The sequence below is a fragment of the Vibrio sp. PID17_43 genome (assembly GCF_002608565.1).
Lineage (GTDB): Bacteria > Pseudomonadota > Gammaproteobacteria > Enterobacterales > Vibrionaceae > Vibrio.
Map to the genome: position 1 here is coordinate 112,806 of NZ_LIXM01000002.1, position 18,236 is coordinate 131,041.

The 18,236-nt window shown below is 43.2% G+C and carries 15 protein-coding genes, 2 tRNA genes and 1 pseudogene; 5 read left to right on the forward strand and 13 right to left on the reverse strand.

Annotated elements, in window-relative coordinates; all coding sequences use genetic code 11:
* Positions 1-139: 139 nt before the first annotated feature.
* Positions 140-751, reverse strand: a complete 612-nt coding sequence (locus tag AK965_RS01940) for a riboflavin synthase subunit alpha (protein ID WP_099078025.1) — start codon at positions 749-751, stop codon at positions 140-142.
* 274 nt (positions 752-1,025) lie between these two features.
* Between AK965_RS01940 and AK965_RS01945 the strand changes: the two genes are divergently transcribed.
* Both AK965_RS01945 and AK965_RS01950 read left to right on the forward strand, forming a co-directional pair.
* On the forward strand, positions 1,026-2,396 hold the full coding sequence (locus AK965_RS01945; RefSeq protein ID WP_099078026.1) for an MATE family efflux transporter: 1,371 nt from the start codon (positions 1,026-1,028) through the stop codon (positions 2,394-2,396).
* Between the two features lie 100 nt (positions 2,397-2,496).
* Positions 2,497-3,498: a DUF3080 domain-containing protein gene (locus AK965_RS01950; protein WP_253252647.1), complete on the forward strand. Its 1,002-nt coding sequence runs from the start codon at positions 2,497-2,499 to the stop codon at positions 3,496-3,498.
* 8 nt (positions 3,499-3,506) lie between these two features.
* Here AK965_RS01950 and AK965_RS01955 read toward each other — a convergent pair whose 3' ends face one another.
* The 6 genes from AK965_RS01955 to AK965_RS01980 all read right to left on the reverse strand — a co-directional run bounded on the left by AK965_RS01955 (position 3,507) and on the right by AK965_RS01980 (position 11,180).
* Positions 3,507-4,349 carry a DNA ligase gene (locus tag AK965_RS01955; RefSeq protein ID WP_099078141.1) on the reverse strand — a complete coding sequence of 281 codons (843 nt, stop codon included), beginning with the start codon at positions 4,347-4,349 and terminating at the stop codon, positions 3,507-3,509.
* Positions 4,350-4,493: 144 nt separating this feature from the next.
* Positions 4,494-4,883 (reverse strand): ATP-binding protein, encoded by a 390-nt coding sequence (locus AK965_RS01960; protein ID WP_099078027.1) that lies wholly within the window; start codon positions 4,881-4,883, stop codon positions 4,494-4,496.
* Positions 4,884-4,983: 100 nt separating this feature from the next.
* Positions 4,984-9,360 carry an SslE/AcfD family lipoprotein zinc metalloprotease gene (locus AK965_RS01965; protein WP_099078028.1) on the reverse strand — a complete coding sequence of 1,459 codons (4,377 nt, stop codon included), beginning with the start codon at positions 9,358-9,360 and terminating at the stop codon, positions 4,984-4,986.
* A gap of 242 nt (positions 9,361-9,602) precedes the next feature.
* Complete coding sequence (locus tag AK965_RS01970) at positions 9,603-9,932, reverse strand: hypothetical protein (RefSeq protein WP_099078029.1); 330 nt, start codon at positions 9,930-9,932, stop codon at positions 9,603-9,605.
* Positions 9,933-10,071: 139 nt separating this feature from the next.
* The gene (locus tag AK965_RS01975) at positions 10,072-10,506 is read right to left on the reverse strand and encodes a DUF962 domain-containing protein (protein WP_099078030.1); all 435 of its coding nucleotides are present in this window, start codon (positions 10,504-10,506) and stop codon (positions 10,072-10,074) included.
* A gap of 191 nt (positions 10,507-10,697) precedes the next feature.
* The gene (locus AK965_RS01980) at positions 10,698-11,180 is read right to left on the reverse strand and encodes a MarR family winged helix-turn-helix transcriptional regulator (protein WP_099078031.1); all 483 of its coding nucleotides are present in this window, start codon (positions 11,178-11,180) and stop codon (positions 10,698-10,700) included.
* 119 nt (positions 11,181-11,299) lie between these two features.
* Here AK965_RS01980 and AK965_RS01985 point away from each other — a divergent pair, with 119 nt between their 5' ends.
* Positions 11,300-12,175: a DMT family transporter gene (locus tag AK965_RS01985; protein WP_099078032.1), complete on the forward strand. Its 876-nt coding sequence runs from the start codon at positions 11,300-11,302 to the stop codon at positions 12,173-12,175.
* A 58-nt stretch (positions 12,176-12,233) separates the two neighbouring features.
* Here the strand turns inward: AK965_RS01985 and AK965_RS01990 are convergent, their stop codons facing one another.
* Positions 12,234-12,794, reverse strand: coding sequence for an HdeD family acid-resistance protein (locus tag AK965_RS01990; RefSeq protein WP_099078033.1), 561 nt, complete (start codon positions 12,792-12,794; stop codon positions 12,234-12,236).
* A gap of 264 nt (positions 12,795-13,058) precedes the next feature.
* Between AK965_RS01990 and AK965_RS01995 the strand changes: the two genes are divergently transcribed.
* Entirely contained in the window at positions 13,059-14,339 is a 1,281-nt protein-coding gene (locus AK965_RS01995; RefSeq protein ID WP_099078034.1) for a mechanosensitive ion channel family protein, read from the forward strand.
* A gap of 57 nt (positions 14,340-14,396) precedes the next feature.
* On the opposite strand, the pseudogene AK965_RS02000 reads toward AK965_RS01995, so the two are convergent.
* Positions 14,397-15,486 (reverse strand): annotated as a pseudogene (locus AK965_RS02000) (linear amide C-N hydrolase).
* 162 nt (positions 15,487-15,648) lie between these two features.
* Between AK965_RS02000 and AK965_RS02005 the strand changes: the two are divergent.
* On the forward strand, positions 15,649-16,578 hold the full coding sequence (locus AK965_RS02005; RefSeq protein ID WP_099078035.1) for a universal stress protein: 930 nt from the start codon (positions 15,649-15,651) through the stop codon (positions 16,576-16,578).
* A gap of 100 nt (positions 16,579-16,678) precedes the next feature.
* Here AK965_RS02005 and AK965_RS02010 read toward each other — a convergent pair.
* From AK965_RS02010 to AK965_RS02025, 4 genes are all read right to left on the reverse strand, one after another.
* Positions 16,679-16,755, reverse strand: a tRNA-Val gene (locus tag AK965_RS02010).
* Positions 16,756-16,784: 29 nt separating this feature from the next.
* Positions 16,785-16,861 (reverse strand) — tRNA-Val (locus AK965_RS02015).
* A gap of 180 nt (positions 16,862-17,041) precedes the next feature.
* On the reverse strand, positions 17,042-17,380 hold the full coding sequence (locus AK965_RS02020; RefSeq protein WP_099078036.1) for a hypothetical protein: 339 nt from the start codon (positions 17,378-17,380) through the stop codon (positions 17,042-17,044).
* A 135-nt stretch (positions 17,381-17,515) separates the two neighbouring features.
* Positions 17,516-18,175, reverse strand: a complete 660-nt coding sequence (locus AK965_RS02025; protein WP_099078037.1) for a DUF2726 domain-containing protein — start codon at positions 18,173-18,175, stop codon at positions 17,516-17,518.
* Positions 18,176-18,236: the final 61 nt, after the last annotated feature.

The window sequence follows — 18,236 nt, forward strand, 5'->3', positions numbered from 1 at the left end:
TAACAATTGCCACTAGATCTTCAAATTGTTGCCTCGCCTTCAACGCAAGTCATTATCGCTGAATCAAGCATCTCGAGGGTACCGGGGGTATAGATGTCTAACTACCCAAGAACCCGAATCCCAATGATGTAGATTTGTGCTATAACTGCTTGGCTGCCAAGACACGCTCTACTGTATCAACGATCGCTTGCGTTTGAGGATCGAATTCAATATTTACTTTCTCACCTATTTGACGAGCCCCAAATAGCGTTCTTTGCAACGTTTCTGGTATCAAGTGTACCGAAAAGCGATTCGCTTCTACTTCGCCGATAGTCAGTGAGCAACCGTCAATCCCTATGTAGCCTTTAGCGAGCACGTATTTCATCGATGTTAAAGGTAATTCAAACCAAATAGTACGGTTATTAGGGGTGTCGATAATATCCACCATTTCAGCCATTAAACTTATATGACCAGACATACTATGACCACCGATTTCATCACCAAACTTGGCGGCACGCTCAACGTTTACCCGGCCCCCTTCTTCCAATTCGCCAAGGTTAGTGAGAGATAAGGTCGCTTGCATCAAGTCAAAACTAACTTGCGAGCCTTCAATTTTGGTCACGGTTAAGCAGCAACCGTTGTGGGCTACGGACGCACCTATCTCTAGTCCCTCTGCTAATGCGCCCTGCAATTCTATAATATGAGTTTGAAAACGTTCTTTTTTATCGATTTTAACGACTTTCGCTGTACCTTGAACTATTCCTGTAAACATTGCTCTTACCTATTCATCTGATGCGACTGATAACCTAAATATATCCCCCCTAACTTAAGTGATTAATGACGACAAATTAATCATTAATCCTTGTACTGAAGGTATGGTATCTAAGCATACAATTGTTTATCATCGCCGCGGAGTTTCTCCGGGGCATTTTTTCACCTTATCGTGGCTAAAATCAACCATCCGATTTAATCATTACTTCTTTTGCCCCCGAACGCTCCACTATAACCATTCCCTATCCATTTTTTGTTCCACTCCGGAGTATTTCGTGCATCGCTACAAAGAAGAGGCGTCAAGCCTAATTAAGCTAGCAACCCCTGTGTTGATCGCTTCTGTCGCACAAACAGGCATGGGTTTTGTTGATACCGTCATGGCTGGCGGTGTGAGCGCAACTGATATGGCTGCCGTTTCTGTTGCGTCCAGCATTTGGTTACCATCCATTTTATTTGGTATTGGACTACTAATGGCGCTCGTACCGATTGTTGCCCAATTGAACGGCTCCGGTCGCCGAGATCAAATCCCATTTGAAATTCAGCAAGGTGTGGTACTTGCGCTTTTGATCTGCGTGCCTATTTTGGGTGTGTTATTTCAGACTCAATTTATTCTGCAGATCATGGACGTTGAAGCGGTGATGGCAGAGAAAACTATCGGTTATATCCATGCTGTTATGTTTGCTGTTCCAGCGTTCTTACTCTTCCAGACGTTGCGAAGCCTCACGGATGGCATGTCTTTAACCAAACCGGCCATGGTGATTGGCTTCATTGGTCTACTGCTTAACATCCCGCTAAACTGGATTTTCGTGTACGGTAAGTTTGGCGCACCAGCTCTCGGCGGCGTCGGTTGTGGTATCGCGACCGCTATCGTCTACTGGGTGATGTTGGGTTTATTGCTGCTATATGTGTGCACATCTACACGTCTAAAAAGCATTAACCTTTTCGGTGAGTTCCATAAACCACAGCTAAAAGCTCAAATTCGTCTCTTTAAACTTGGCTTTCCGGTTGCGGCTGCACTCTTCTTTGAGGTAACACTGTTCGCCGTGGTTGCACTATTGGTTTCACCGCTCGGTTCAATTGTTGTGGCTGCACACCAAGTTGCCATTAACTTCTCATCACTTGTGTTCATGCTACCGATGAGTATTGGTGCGGCAGTCAGTATTCGTGTTGGTCACCGCCTAGGTGAAAATAATGTGGACGGGGCTCGTGTTGCCTCTCGCGTTGGTATTATGGTCGGCATCTGCTTGTCGTTTATGACAGCATTTATCACGGTCGCTTTCAGTGAGTCAATTGCGAAGCTATACACGAACAATGCAGAAGTAATTACCCTTGCAATGCAGTTGTTTATCCTAGCTGCTATTTATCAATGTACAGATGCTGTACAAGTCGTTGCAGCAGGCGCACTTCGCGGTTACAAAGACATGCGGGCGATTTTCAATCGTACTTTTATTGCGTATTGGATCCTTGGTTTACCTATGGGTTATATCCTCGGTCGTACTAATTGGATTGTTGAGCCGATGGGTGCACAGGGTTTTTGGCTAGGATTTATTATTGGCCTAACTTCTGCCGCAATCTTGCTTGGTGTCCGTTTACGTTGGATGCATCATCAAGAACCACAAGTACAACTGAACTTCTCGCAGCAATAGAGACAAGACAATATTTATCCAAAGCCAGCATCTGCTGGCTTTTTTGATCGCAAGACGAGGTTGTTGGGTATACTTATAAAGTGATTTAAAAGGAAATGCTGTGAGAATATTACCTCTATTTTCGATCATCTTGCTTAGTGGCTGCAGTGAATGGTTAACCCCAGAAAAGGCCGTATTTCAAAAATATCACCAACGCTTGGCTACTGTTTTAGAGGTTTCAGCTTCTACGATTGAAGAATCCGCTGCTGTGACGATTCCCGATAAACGAGTGTTATTTCATGATCTACCACGAGTTTCTCTCGGTCTGCTTGAAAGCTATCAGCTGCGCCAGTGTGGCCTATTCAACCTAATCGCTCAGAAAAACTCTCCGCTCGGAAAAGTACAAGATAGTTTTTACGACTTTGATTATCAAACCTCGCTGCTACGTACCCTTCATGGTTGTTTAACCCATCACGCATTAAGCAAAGAAGATCAATCTAAGCTCAATGATGTTTACACTCAAAAATGGGAGCACTTTCCAACCCACCTCGACAATCTTTTACTAACGAGTGATGCTATGCGCAAACAGTTAACCGCTTCACAATGGCTTTCTATCAATGCAAAAGCTCAAGTAGTATCTGTACGCAGCGCCTTTCTAACGCTCGAGGAAATGTACCTAACCCCCCCCATGGTTGTATCACGCTTGCCGGACGTGGCTTTGGTTAATTATCAAGAAGAGATAGAAAAGACTCGTTTGATAGGGCGACTCTACTATACCTTGACCAATGTATCCCTTTGGCTAAAGCAAACCACCGAGATGCTCAAAACAAATCAAGACAAGATTGTTTGTGGTAAGAATCGTGACACCACAACACTTCGCTATTTAAGGAACGTATTTCAAAGCGTTTACGTGAAGCAAGTTCAACCTTACATGGCTTATCTGGACAGTACCTACCAACAACTCGATAGTGGTATTCGATTAGTCGAAGTAAGGATGAAAGCGCACGGCCATGACTATGGGATGACTTCGATGCATCAAGAATTTCGTAACCAGACGCTTGAGCATGTGCAGTTTTGGCAGCAATTGTTCAAACGCTGCGGAGTCAGGATTGGAGACCGGTAGTATTGAGTCTAGTGGTTAATTCGACCTCGCAAAAAACGAGCAAACTTCGGTTTTCCTGTATGGGTAAAACCGTTGTGCCGGAACGTTATCGTTGAACCAATTTCCGGGGGTTGTTTACGCACTTCATCAGAAAAGCCGCTACCAATGTAGAACTCTGTTCCATCGGAAAGCTTGACTAACATTGCGCCCATCATGCCTAGTAGTCGCCCCGTTCCTGGCTTATACCCAATAACTTGAGCTTCTGCGTCCTGATAACGCTTAAGCTTAAGTAGGTCACTGCCCCTTCCCGCCTGATAACGGCTCGAGACCTTGCGTAACATCACGCCTTCACCGTCTGACTGAGATATCCGATCTAGTTGATAGTACAGCTGCTGCTCATCACGAATGGCTCTGTGTTCAATGTACTTTATATGTGAAGCCCCAATAGTAAAAACAAGATCCTGAATATTGTAGTAACGCTTTCGATAGTCCCCTGCAGAATAAGGCATGTCGAATAGCATAAAGTCAATTTTCCGCCATGCCGCGTCTATTGGCTTTTTATCGAGAACCGTTTGCTGTACTACATGAAAGTTGCCGCGCCCTGCCCACAACTCGCCATCAAGCGGGTAATCTGGTAGCACTTCAGTGAACCAATCTGGCGTATAGATACGATTACCATTACGAGTGACCAATTGCTTCCCCGTCCAATAGGCCCTTATACCATCAAGCTTTTCACTATACCAATACTGAGAAACATCGATTCCTTCATGATAACTCTCAGCTAAAGATACGGGAGGAAGTAGCTGTGACTCAGCCTGTGGTTGGACAGAAGTCAGTACTGCTAACGCTATGAATGTCATTCTTATTGGCATAATATTGCTCTGTTCAAAAAAACAACACCATTGAAACGCAATTTCCCCCTCATAACTACCGTTCATTGCAACGATACGACCTATCGCAACCATAGAGCGCAATTATTAGAAATCATTATCATATTTATTCGATAGATGTAGCATTTATGCCTGCCACCGACGGCGCATATTTTCAATAGTCTCTTCTGGTACATTATGAACGCTAGCAAACTCACCACGACAGACTCTTATTTCAACTACGACGCCTTTCTGCTCGCAAAACTCAATATATGGCCTCATTTCCCAGTGCCGGACAAACGTGTTGCTTACAATCACAGTCTTGTGTTTGTTTAGCCACTTCTTCGTTTGTTGAAAACACCATTCATGCGCCTCTCTAAGCTTAGTCCCATCAAAAAGGTACTCTCCTTGCTCATTTTCAAAGTACATGTCCGCCTCAAAATGTTTCGCATTAAGACGCAGTGACAACTGTCTGGCTAATGTGGTTTTTCCGGACCCCGGAAGGCCCCTTATCAGAATGAGTTGTGCGTGAGTCATGATTGGACCATGGAATTGTGATTGCTGAACCTTAACGTAATTTTGCGGTTAAAGCTGCCAGAAAAAGAAAAATCCCTCAACCGAGGTTAAGGGATTTAGGTTAATTGATCGAGCCGTAGTTTAATGAATCAACCTTTAAGGGGCTATTCTCTGGCTTGCTCAACTTAAGACTATCCAATACGCCTATTGCCTTATCGCTGATGCCACCGCTGTAGACCTTCGTTCCATCTGGCGTAGTGGCAGAAGTTTCGCCTACGTTCCAAGTCGTAAAGAAATCTCGTAGATCGTAGTCAGATACATAAGAACTACACACCATCATCAGATCACCATTAGATAAGCCCGTTTCCTGTGAGCTACAGTAGTTGATACCATCATTGTCACCTTGGGCGTCACCACGAGCTTTACGATGCATCAGCTTGAACATATTCCAGCCTTCATCAGTGCCGTAAATGCTTGGTTTCACTTTTGCGTTTGTGTACCAATCATCAATCTTAAAGTGCGCTTTCGCCCAAAGTTTAAGCTGACCGAACATCACCAAACGCATGCCAGCATCACCGTTAGCCCATGCGTGCTCTGGATTACTTGCTAGCCATAATGGCGCTTTCTGAATATCAAAAATAATACGGTCCATACGTGGGTTTTCGTTACGGCCTTCAAGCTCCTGCATATACAACGCCAACAGGTTGTTTGTTACTTCGGTACTGCCCGGGGCACTAAATGGTGCAGAAGCAAGGTTATGACCCACTTCGTGCCATAACAGCCAATCATGTTTCGCCTGAGTTGGAATCGTTGTTGATTGAGCATTAAATAAACTACTCATTACTGGGTAGCCCGAGTGCGCGGCACCAATTGAGATCTGAACATCATTCACAAAACGGTAACGGAAGCCTTTCAACGCATCGTAGGTGAAACGACGATGTGCCCCTCCCTCAACCACTTCATCAAGGCCATAGAAGTCACTTGCTGCATCTGCAAAGCGGTTCATCTCTTCAGAGAACGCCACTAAGTCCGCATCTTGGACGTTGTTGACATGAGTCGTGTAAATAAATGAACCTGTATCGATTTCAGCGATTTTCACGCTTGATTGAGATGGCTCAGTAACCCATAGACCCTCTTTGTATAATGGCGCTTTGATAACACCGTTTAAGCGGTATTGCACAACCCCATTTGATTCGAGCGGCTGAATGTAAACTAACCCGCCATATGGCGTGTCGATAGGCGTTGTTCCCCCGGTATGATTAAAGGTTTTAGTCATACGAGGTGGGCGATTTAGGTTAGTTTCATGCTGCGCACGACCCGTAAGATCATCGGCAAACATGACAGTGATCATAGCTGGCGTGTCACCCGATACTGAACCAATCTCATGTTGTGGTAACCACATACCAGTAGACTGATTATTACCCGCAGAGAATGAAACACCGACGCCATCTGTATCAATGCTTACTGTTTCACTCGTTGTCACGTTGCTATTAGGGCGAGTTGGGTAGCTTGTTGTATCGACTTTAACGCGATAATCCCAGAACGAACGACCAAGCATGATGCGTGTTAGCGGTTTCTCTTGGTAGTTAAGTGGATAGCTTGGATTAACAAATCCTTCTAATTCACCCTCTCCAATAATCATGTTGTTAGCAACTAATGTCGTTCTAAGATCAGCGGGGCACTCTGCATTACCACCGAAAGTATTATTGGTGTAGCAATTCATGAACTGAACAAGACGTTTAAATCCTAGTTCATCTTTTGGAGCATCTGGTTCAAATCGGTAATTGTTGTTGTTCCATAACCAAGTTGATAAGTTATCGTAAGTTTGATTTAACTCGGTAATTGGCAAACGTATACCTTGCTTACCACCCGTTCGGTAGTAAAGCTCATGATCTGCCAGCGCTTGCACGTTTGTGCCTAGGTTCGCCGCTTTTACCATACTGTTTACTTCAAACTGTACACGCTCAAAATCAGGTCGCCCGTATGCGCGCTCAACGATACCTGTGCCAGACCGTACTTCAATACAGTTAAATTCGTACTCGTATTCATTCGAACAGACAGGCGTTCCTACGAAGGCTTCTTGAAGCTCGCGAATTGCGGCTTCACGCTCTTCAATGTTGTTTACACGAATGAGTGCGTATTGATTTGATACCTTACCATCGCTATCGATGACTTCATATTGCGGAACATGGAACGGCGTAGAAGCCATATCCGTATCCGATGCCCATGTTACCGAACCATCATCATTGACAGTGAAAGGCGGATTACCTCCAGGCAAATTATCGTATCGTTGTAAAACGACGATCTCTTTTTCTTGTTTTTGGTTTAATCTTGGCGATTTGTTACACCATTTAATGCCAGGGTCACAATTACTCTGAGAAAGGTTGGCCACATTTGGACCACCGATGGAAACACCTGCCGCATCTGCCAGTCTTGCGATTGGCTCAGGGTTATTTACATCAATACCATCCATAAACAGGACATTACCGCCTTTATTAATATAATTAATTAGGTCCGTAATATCTTCTTGGGTTAGGTTCGGATCACTTAAATCAGCAGCATTATTGGTACGTTGTACACCATAAGCTTGCAGAATCAGAATTGGCGTCGTTGATGGTTCAAGAGATGAGTAATCACCAGTGCCAACTTTAATCTCACTACCTAAACCATAAGACTTATTGATAAAAAACTCATAACGCATGCCCGGAGCGTTATTTGCCATCGCAAATACACCTTGTTCGATGTTCGTTGCGACGTTGTGACCACCACCCGGACTAAACCAATTGAATAGGTTAGTAAAGTAGCGTTGCATGTCCCCCTTATCAGAACGAGCATCTTGTTCAGTGACAACTGAGGTACATTCTTGACTTACGTTATTGATTCGCACTTCATTCCATCCGTTTGCCCAGTAATTACTCGGGCATGACAGAATCGATGGGTACATTGAGTTACCCATAAAGACGACTTTACCTAAGCCAATCTCACCGGCAGCGACAAAAGGAAGTCCGTATGTAGCAGTGTCAGAGTTAACCGTTGGGATGGCTTGCATGACATTGTCTTCATACGCAGCGATGTAAGGCTTACCTTCGCGAGTCCATACTTGGCGCTTACCAAAAGGGATGAGTTTATTTACATCATTACGATCCATCATGACAGGGAATGCGCGGTTAGAAATGTTCAACGTGCGATTGCCGCGAACCCAACCTGTCGCACCATAACCACCTTGGTTGTCATGGAAAACATGGAATGTTTTTACGTTATTGAAGATCGCTTTCAGAGAGTCAGTCACGTATGTGCCACTGTCCATTGAGTAGACTGCGCGAGACTTTCGAGAATATGTGCCTACACCAAGATTAAGTTTTGCATCAATGATGGCTGTCAGACCAGATTCAAACTGACTTTCAAACTCATCTGGCAGCGTCATACCGCCAGAACCGTCAATAATGCCACCATTAGGCAAACGTAGATTAATCAGTTCATTAATAACGTTGGGGTACTCAGCAAAAACGGTGGTTACGTTGTCGCTAATAACCAAAGCATCATCATCAGTTTGACCATAGCGCTCAAGTAACGACTGGATATTATTTTTTTCAACTGCATTTTCAGTAACATCAGTGATCTTGTAGCTCACTTTGTTACCTTTCACTGAGCCAAACTCAAATGTATCGATACCAAATGTTAGGTCATCACCCCATAGGTATTCAAATGAGCCGTCTGAAGCGGTAACGCCCCTTGAATTGGCCGAGAAGAAACTAACACCAGCTAACGACTTGCCATTCGCATCTGTCAATCGACTTTCTGTTAATACTTGGTTTTCCACACTTGGTTTATACGCATACGTTTCTTCCGCGCTCGCAGAGACAAAACTTGCATCTAGATCAGGGCTTACCCCCTCAGTCTCTGAGGGTTTAATCTCTGGATCGACGTGTGAGCTAGGTGCTTTATCTACTTGGTCCGTCGCTTCGCTTTCTTTCTGCTCATTCCTAAGTTCAATAAAGTCGTTTACGGCTTGTTCGTTATCTAGTGTTAAATAGATATCTTGAATATCCAGAGAGTCAAACTCTGTCACACAGATCGTATTTGACTCATTACATGAGTTAATAGCTTGCAAAACTCTGGTAACGTTGCCACCATGTTGTTCTACCAAGTTGAATGATTTCTCAACCAAATCTGATGAGCTTGCAGTACGTGTCGAACTCGGGAATGGCGCAGTAAAGTCACCAAGCAGCACCGAACCAAGTGTGCAGCTAAAGTTTTGGCCTTGCCCAATTTCAAAAGTGCCATCGACCAATTGTTGACCATCACAAACCGCTTCACCTTTAATAATCTGCCCATCCACAGTCAATTTTCCAAGGTAAGTGACTGGGGGAATAATATCCGTTGGTGGTACAGTTTCTGTAGGAGGGATAATATCCGGTAGCGAATTTATTGGGTCATCATTATTACAACCCGCCAAAGTGGAAGAGACAATAGCAAGAGCGATTATATTTTTTTTCATTAAAGGCGATTATTTGTTGTTTTTATTAGCCTCTATTCTAAAAACAAACGCGACATCGATTGATAAAAAATTTCTATTATTACCATCACTGCATATATGTTACAGGTAAGGACAGAAAAGCTTTATACACTTTCACTGATACCGATAAATTAACAAGCTTGTATTCATAACGTCATGCTAAACATTAACCTTGTACTGGTGAGCACTCATCAATGAAACTTCGCCTTTAGACTAGATCCCCTCTACAAAGAATGGCTATTGCTCTTTCGACTGTCTAACTTAGCTCTCAGCCTTTTATCGCGACGTCTCAATGCTCGGAAGAACTTCGACTCCTCGTGATACCATCCAATCACACTAATAGGAAACCCCACTAGCATCATAATCAAAAGATCTGCAGGTAGCTGCTCAATAATATCTTTTACTGTATGTAATTCTCCAAAGACAAACAGACCGATAACCTTACCTACGAGCAGAGCGCAACAAATCATCAAGAAGGACTTCATTACATAATGCCATTTGCCTTTCTTGCGCTCTTCTCGCCAATATAAATATTTGTGCTCGCGGTTATACATTCCTCCCTCCGTTAGCAATCTAAATTTATAAGTTCATGGCATGAACTCTATTAATCTTAGGGGCAACTGAGAAGCCTTGCTTGTCTAACCAATGAGAGATATCAATGAAACTCTTCTTTTAGTACTGAATGGCTCTTCTTTACTGTTTAAAGAACACCCAAACTGGCCCAATCAACAGAAATTGTACATCTTCAAAAAATGATGGCTTCTTACCCTCAATTTTGTGACCAACAAACTGAAATATCCACAAAACGCCAAATAACAGCATAGAGATCGGCAACACCGGCCAGTTTAGAATTTCCATTGACCAAATGAAGCCGATACAAGCCAAAGTGTAAGCAAGCATCAATATGAAAACGCTAATAGATAACCGGAAATAGAAGACTAATGCCGGAATTGCTGCGACCCAGACCCAGTTTAAGCTAAATCCGAACAATGAGAGTTGAGGGATAGACCAAATCAAACCAACAACAGAGAGAAATATCCCCGGTACAGCAACTTTGTGAATTTTTTGATTTATCGGGTTTTGATGACTTTCACCATAGGCTTTCAACCAATATGAGAGAGCTTGCATAATTCACACCTAAACATTTCGATAACATTTATATAGCTCGTACAGGTCTAAGGTGCGAATTTTTACTCACTTATTGTGACTGAGGACAAACTATCTTATTGATATACCGAAGAAATGCGTTCCATTTTTTTTGATAAGTAAAGAAATAGCGGCCCCCTTTAGCATGGATGGGTGACTTAAACAGGCAGCAATTATTCAAACTGGGGCAACAAAAGCTTTAACGCCAAGTTAATCTGTCTTTTCTCGTCATCTGATAGTTTGCCCATCAAATGATGCTGTACTTTAAGGTGTTCTTCGATAAGCATATCGATAAGCGCAAATCCGATAGGCGTCAATTTCACTGTCACACTGCGCCGATCTTCTTTGCTGTGCTCTCTGGCGATCAAGCCTTTCGTTTCAAGTTTGTCTAAGCGATTGGTCATCGCACCCGAAGTCAGCATCATTGAAACGATCAACTCCGAGGGTGTCAGCCGATATGGCTCACCACTGCGTCGCAATGTTGCCAGTACATCAAACTCCCCCATCTTGAGACCATGGCCTTTGTGTAGCTCAGCCACTTGAGTTTCCATATGCTTGGCAATTCTCATCAACCGCCCCATGATCGCCATGGGCTCAGTGTCTAACTCAGGTTTCTCTTTTGCCCATTGCATGACAACTCTATCAATTGCGTCCATTACCCTCATTCTCCAATGACAACCTGACTATTCAATTTACCTTAACATAAAGATTCTTTACAAGGACCAATCAGAGGCGTACCTTTATAAATAATTATCTCTACGTAAAGATATTTATTATGAACGTTTTACTCGCTATGATTCCGGCATTTTTTTGGGGCACCACCTACGCTGTAACACAATTTACTTTGCCAGACTGGCCGCCCGTATTGCTGGGCGCCCTACGTGCCTTGCCTGCGGGCCTATTACTATTAGCGGTAAAACCATCGCTACCAAAAAAACAAGATTGGGCCATCTTGCTTGTCTTAGGTGTGATCAACATCGCCCTCTTCTTTAGTCTTATTTTCGTCATGGCGTTGACACTTCCTTCAGCAATCTCTGGCGTTGGTATGGTCTCGGTGCCTGTATTTGCCATGATATTTGGTTGGGTAATTTACAAACGACAGCCTAGTCCAATCCAAGCCCGCAGCGGCGCGGCATTAATCGCCTTAGCGTGGTTCTTGTTTGATCCTAGCTCCATCACTCTTAACCCTGTTGGTCTATTCGCGATGCTCTCAGCCATCATGTGCATTGTTATTGGTAGCAGCGTAACTAAATCTTTAGGAACAAGAATACATTGGTGGACCGTTCTGACCTGGCAATTAATTTTCGGCGGCATCATCCTTTCGATGGTGGCAGGCCTTTTGGCGAGCTTCAATCCAGAACCGTACCTTCATGCTGTTCAAAACACATCCATAACGAATATGCTCGGCTTAATGTGGGTTATCATACTCAATACTGCATTAGGCTACGGAATGTACGTTTGGTTACTTCAGCGCATGTCCGTTGTCGACTTCACCTTTGGTGGTATTGCCAACCCTATCGCGGGTATCGTATCAGGTTTATTACTCCTTGGGGAAAGCTTCACCTCACTGCAATATGGCCTAATGGCTGGAATGATCGTGATGTCGTTGACACCTCAATTAGCCATATCAATAAAACAGCGCTGCGCGTAATAACCTGAAAAAAACGCTCATTGATTAATGAGCGTTTTTTATCGGCATCAATACGATGCTATGACAATTTTTTCATTTGCCATCCTATTAAAATAAAGCTAATGCCTTCAATCAACAGAGATACGCCAACAAAAACACCTAACAACGTCGTTGAAAATGCAGGATCATCTAACAGCATAAAGAAGTAGCTACCAATAAGCACCGAAATTACCCCACTGAATACAATCACATTGCTACTTGGTAATCCTCGGTTAGTTAAACCAAAGAACACGCGAGTAAGACCATTCAATATCATCACAATCACCATCAACATGGTAATTGTGACTAAGCCTGCGAGTGGTTTAAACAAAATGAATAAACCACCCACAATGTAAAGCAACGCACTCAATACATACCAGAGCTTCTCTTTCCATACATTAATGGAAAAAGTGTGATACGCCTGAACTAGACCACTAAGAAAAAGAACCGCCCCAACAATGGTTGAAATCGTCATGCCCGCCACTACAGGCAAGCTCATCGCTCCGACCCCCATTAGCGAAATAATTACGCCGACGATGACAAAATATTTCCAGCCTTTAGATAAAAACGTAGGTTGCTGTGTTTGATTCGAATTTTCCATAGGATGCCTCTTCAATTAAACGCGAGTCGCTTGTTTAGTCTAGCCCAAGAAAACACCTATGGTTCACAGACTTAACAGAGTTCTCGCATAATTGAATGGTAATCCTGTACCACAGGTTCTCCTATACGCTATTTTTGAATAATATGATTCAAGAACATAAGATTAAACCAGTGCAATACCGATAAATTCAGCTTAGGATTAACAGCTTTTCTATGGTTTTCAGCCTATATCCCAATCTTTAGGCTCCACTTTGAGGATCACAATTTGCTCGATCATCACATTCGTACTTATATCGCAAAAAAACTGAGTATCGTCGGTATCAACAGCGATCCTTATGGCATTGAACTCACCACGGTTTTCATTCTGGGTAGCCTCACCGCCGCAGCGATAAGCTACTTATTAGTACATCACTTAATTGTTCGTTCAGTTAACAACGTCCTTCAAAGAACAAATAAGCCCCTTGCCAAAAGCCTTGAGAAATACGATGTATTGGAAAAACTATCATTGTTGACCCCCATTATGGTCTTGGACCTATTTATACCCCTCGCGGTTGGACACTATGATTGGCTTGCTGATCTGCTCGATCGCATCTTAAGTATCTCTATAATAGTCATCTTTATTTGGATGATTTTTGCTCTTCTCGATGCCCTCAATGACATTGCGACCTTTAAAGGCATCACCAGACGAATGCCCATCAAGAGCTTTGTTCAACTCATAAAACTGTTTACTTTCTTTGTTGGCAGTGTGGTTTCTTTGTCAATACTGGCCAACGAATCGCCTGTTATCTTCTTATCTGGTTTAGGTGTCGCAACCGGCTTTGTGATGCTGGTTTTCAAAGATACTATTCTTGGGTTTGTCGCAGGCATTCAACTGTCCGCTAACCGAATGATCAGCTTAAATGACTGGATCCAAATGGATGCTTACAGAGCGAACGGCACAGTAGAAGAAATCTCCCTGACAACAGTAAAAGTAAGAAACTTCGACAATACGGTCAGCATGCTTCCCGCCTATGCTCTGGTACAAAATGCGTTTATCAACTGGCAAGGTATGTCTGATTCTGGCGGTCGTCGAATCGAACGTTCAGTGAACATTGACGTGACGTCTATCCGATTTGTATCAGATGAAGAGATTGAAAAGCTGAAAAGTATCAGAATCTTACGTCAGTATATTTATGAAAAAACTCGAGAGATTAATGAATATAATGACGAGTTAGGTGATGAGCCTGAGTTTGGTAACATTCGGCAATTGACCAATTTGGGTATGTTTCGCGCCTATATTAATGCTTATCTACGGGCCAATAAGGATATCCATCAGTACATGCTGCTTATGGTCCGCCAACTGGAACCAACTCCGGAAGGCATTCCACTTCAAATATACGCATTCAGCAACAACACCGACTGGGCATACTACGAAGGCGTACAAGCAGATTTATTTGACCATATATACGCCATCATGCCCCTGTTTGGTCTGCGTCCATACCAAAGACTCACCAGCAACGACACCGTTCAAATGACAGCGTCTAACGTGGCTCAAACGACACAGTAAATACAAAAAAAAGAGATAGATATATGAGTCTATCTCTTCTTTCTAATTTGCGACTTGTTATGGTGTCACGTCTTCAACAGTAAACGAGCCATTATCTAGTTTACGTTTCACTTCTTGTTTTTGGTTGAAGTCGATATTGTTTAAATCCACCTTTTTAATTCGACTATCGTTCATGGTTTTATAGTAAAATACACCATTACCCTGATCGATAACCGACGTCCATTGAGTGGCACTTGGCAGATCAGGGATGTGTTCACGATACTCAGGACTAAACTCTGTACCAATTGGAATATCGAAGTTATTCAAGATATGGAACGCTTGTGATACTGCAGCTTCAGACGTCTTCGATTTTGGCGCTGTATTGACAAAGAATGCCGCGCGCACAAAGCGCGATGGAGGCGTAATGTCACCCGGCAATCCTATAAAGCCAGAACCAACACCGAAGGACTTAGCTTTAACACCACCAAAGTTCATTGGCTTACTCGCCCCCGGCTCAAGATGAATATAGTTATTCAAATTTTCTACATGCCACGGAAAGCCAGGTGAGTTCGTTAAAACACCAACTTCATTCTCGTAAATATGTACTTTACCTTGGTCAATGATCTCGATAACAATATTTTTACCGGTTCTATCCGTAACACGCCAGTGTGCAGTAGGAGAAGGCTGCCCTTTGTCATCAATGAATACAGGTACAATGTCAATGTTTTGTAGCCCAGCTTTAACTTCATCTACCGTCTTATACTGAGACAGCATCCAACGTACGAAATCCATATCGGTAATGCTATTCGCCCGTTCATTTGGGTCATAAGCTTTTAACGAGCCATAACCTTTAAAATAAAACAAACCTGCGGTTAACCCTTCTTCATTCACCCCTTCAGCGATGAAGCGATCATCACTGACCGAAATACCGACAAAGCCATAATTACTCTCAGCTCAGTCCTTGTTTTTTGTCTGGCATCGTAGAAACGAATGTATATTTTCTCGGTGCAACAATGAGTTTACTGTTGAGGTCATACTCTCCCCATTCAATTGTCCGGGCATGAATCTGATCATTATCTGAGGTTGAGAGTGATATACCAGTACAAGCACTTGCGGCGGCTACCGCACCTGCAGATAACGTAATGGCAAGAAGTGTTTTCTTTAGCATTTTCATTCCACCTAATAAGGTAACACTTGCCGATTGTAGTCCCTTTTTGTGAAGTTACCATTCTGCGTATTTAAGGCTAAAGGTAAAACATGACAATATTCCCCACCTTTTATATGGAAATATCTTTCAATTAGAACAACACTATAAAAAAAGGAGGACGCAATGAAAGAGTTTAAAAATGTTCTGTTCGTCAACCATGGATTGGAAGGTAAAAGCCATGGCCTGGTCCAAGCTATCCAACTAGCCGAGAACAACCAAGCAAGCCTAAAGGGATTAGTTGTCTGCCCATCTTTGCCTACTAGCATGATTAATTATGAAGCGAATTATGAGCAATCCTTAATCAACTCGTTAGCTGACAACATGAAAGAGTTGCAAACCAAAGCCGGAGCGTCACCTCACCCTTTCCCAATTGAAATTGAGAGTGGCAGCTACCCTGCGGTTCGGATTATCCGTTCAGTATGTCGCCATAAATACGATCTACTCATCAAAGATGCTGAGCCCCTTGATGATGATAGCAAAGGCTTCAAAGCGTTAGATATGAAGTTGCTACGTAAATGTCCATGTCCGGTTTGGCTAAATAAAGAGACCGGCAAAGCGCCAAGTAACATGCATGTTGCTGTTGCTATTGACCCGACGATTACTGCACCCGAGGAGCAAGGGCTAGCCATACGTTTGCTTCAGCTTGCCCGCACTGTCGCCGATAGCTGTGATGGCACACTACATATCGTCTCTTGCTGGGATTTTCAGCTTGAGAACTATCTAAGACACCACATCTGGATTCAAGTGGAAGATAAAGTACTTGATGAGCAAGTGGAGGCAGAAAAAACGACACACCGAGCGGCACTGGATGCATTAATAGATAAATCAGGCATCAAAGGAGACACTGTCATACATCATATCCACGGCACCCCTGATGATGAAATCCCTCATTGGGTCGATGAGCAGAATATTGATGTATTAGTCATGGGGACCGTTGCACGCTCAGGAATCCAAGGGTTATTAGTCGGCAATACTGCAGAAAATATCTTCCAAACCATCAACTGCTCTTTAGTTGTACTTAAGCCTAGTGGCTTTGTTTCGCCTATTCAGTAGCGAAAGCTAAGAGAAGTAGCAGCATTACATTCGTAATAGACACAAAAAAGCCCGCACAAGTGCGGGCTTTTTTGCTATATGACGTATTCATATAAAAATTTGGTGGGTCCGACCAGATTCGAACTGGTGACCCCTACCATGTCAAGGTAGTACTCTAACCAACTGAGCTACGGACCCAAATTTTATTCCTAACCATTCAAGTTGAATGGTGCGTCCGAGTGGACTCGAACCACCGACCTCCGCCATGTCAAGGCGATACTCTAACCAGCTGAGCTACGGACGCATTTCTCTGGAACGAGAGGGATATTATCCATATACCATCAGCGGTGCAAGCAGAAATTTATGAACTTTGAATCGTTTGGCGAAATTCTAAACTCAAGCCCTGTTTTTAGACGAATTTATCAGCAATTGCAGCCACTTAACGCTCTAAAAGTGTGATCTATGCAGCTTTTAGTCATTCCTGTTAATTATCGTATGGCACTTGGCTCAACATCCACATCTGCAAAGTTTGCGAAACATTAGGGCAAAAACCAAAAAGGATCTGATATTTCGGCGTAAAAGGCTCACCAATGTAGGTCGTACGAATCAACTCACCGGTTTTAAGATCAACCTGAGTGCTGACTCGTCCTTTAAAGTTTTGAAAAATCAAAAACTGCTCACTTTGATAGACCATCTGCTCATAGTAATACAAAAAATGATCTTGTGGTGTGTCGGTCAACTGGCACTTTAATGGCTTCAAATTTGGTATCGCGTTGGCATTTAGCGCAACCAGCAGTACTAAAAAACCCCATCCATATCGCATTGTTATACCCTATTCTTCTTTCTTTAACAAAGTATAGGAGCTAACTAAGCAACGTGGATGATATACAGAAACGAAAAAGGCTTTAACCCACCGGAGCTAAAGCCTTAACTCTAGTTACCTCACCGCGAAGCCTACTTATTCATCCGATTCAAACACGACATTGTAATTTTCGGTATAGGTACAGTTTGACTGTCGGCTACAAGTAAAAAAGCGGCGGCCTTTAAACTCACCTTGGTTTGCTGTTTTGATGACCATCGGACTGCCACACTTCTTACAAAAGCGAATTTCTTTGTCAGGCTCGATTAAGTCAATATGTGCAGCCAATAGACGACGCAGTCGCCCTACCTGATAGCTGTGCTTCACCGACGCGCCAATGAGTGGCAAATTTGCGGTTTTACACACATGCATTAACAGTTTTTGACGTTCAATTTTGCCTTTGTGTAACTGTTGCCCATTGTCCAGTTCAATAATGACACGTGGCTGTAGAGTGCGAGGGTCGCAAATCACATAATCAAAGTAGCTTCGGGAGATTCGATTGCTAGCGATAAATAGCTGCTTTTTGTTTTTTATGTCTTTCGGCGCAATCAAACTTGCCATATTAACTTTAGAGAACACCACCGCGTGCTCACCCACAGCAGCTCTCAATGCATTGAAAAATGCGCCTTCTTGCCCATTTAAGAGTGGCCCTTTAGAGCGATATGGATAGTCACGAGTGTCATCATGTTTGATCACGTACTTTTGAATGATAAAAAAGAAAACAACCAAAAGAACAACAATGATAAAGATGTTGGTCATAGATAATAAGCGCCTAAAACAACGAGTTGCTCAGAGCCTAAAGGGAAAACGCAGCCAGAGC

What these genes read in the sequence shown, in the direction of transcription:
- AK965_RS01940 (WP_099078025.1), bottom strand. Translation starts at nt 751, where the DNA reads ATGTTTACAGGAATAGTTCAAGGTACAGCGAAAGTCGTTAAAATCGAT.
- AK965_RS01955 (WP_099078141.1), bottom strand. Translation starts at nt 4,349, where the DNA reads ATGCCAATAAGAATGACATTCATAGCGTTAGCAGTACTGACTTCTGTC.
- AK965_RS01960 (WP_099078027.1), bottom strand. Translation starts at nt 4,883, where the DNA reads ATGACTCACGCACAACTCATTCTGATAAGGGGCCTTCCGGGGTCCGGA.
- AK965_RS01965 (WP_099078028.1), bottom strand. Translation starts at nt 9,360, where the DNA reads ATGAAAAAAAATATAATCGCTCTTGCTATTGTCTCTTCCACTTTGGCG.
- AK965_RS01970 (WP_099078029.1), bottom strand. Translation starts at nt 9,932, where the DNA reads ATGTATAACCGCGAGCACAAATATTTATATTGGCGAGAAGAGCGCAAG.
- AK965_RS01975 (WP_099078030.1), bottom strand. Translation starts at nt 10,506, where the DNA reads ATGCAAGCTCTCTCATATTGGTTGAAAGCCTATGGTGAAAGTCATCAA.
- AK965_RS01980 (WP_099078031.1), bottom strand. Translation starts at nt 11,180, where the DNA reads ATGGACGCAATTGATAGAGTTGTCATGCAATGGGCAAAAGAGAAACCT.
- AK965_RS01985 (WP_099078032.1), top strand. Translation starts at nt 11,300, where the DNA reads ATGAACGTTTTACTCGCTATGATTCCGGCATTTTTTTGGGGCACCACC.
- AK965_RS01990 (WP_099078033.1), bottom strand. Translation starts at nt 12,794, where the DNA reads ATGGAAAATTCGAATCAAACACAGCAACCTACGTTTTTATCTAAAGGC.
- AK965_RS02005 (WP_099078035.1), top strand. Translation starts at nt 15,649, where the DNA reads ATGAAAGAGTTTAAAAATGTTCTGTTCGTCAACCATGGATTGGAAGGT.
- AK965_RS02020 (WP_099078036.1), bottom strand. Translation starts at nt 17,380, where the DNA reads ATGCGATATGGATGGGGTTTTTTAGTACTGCTGGTTGCGCTAAATGCC.
- AK965_RS02025 (WP_099078037.1), bottom strand. Translation starts at nt 18,175, where the DNA reads ATGACCAACATCTTTATCATTGTTGTTCTTTTGGTTGTTTTCTTTTTT.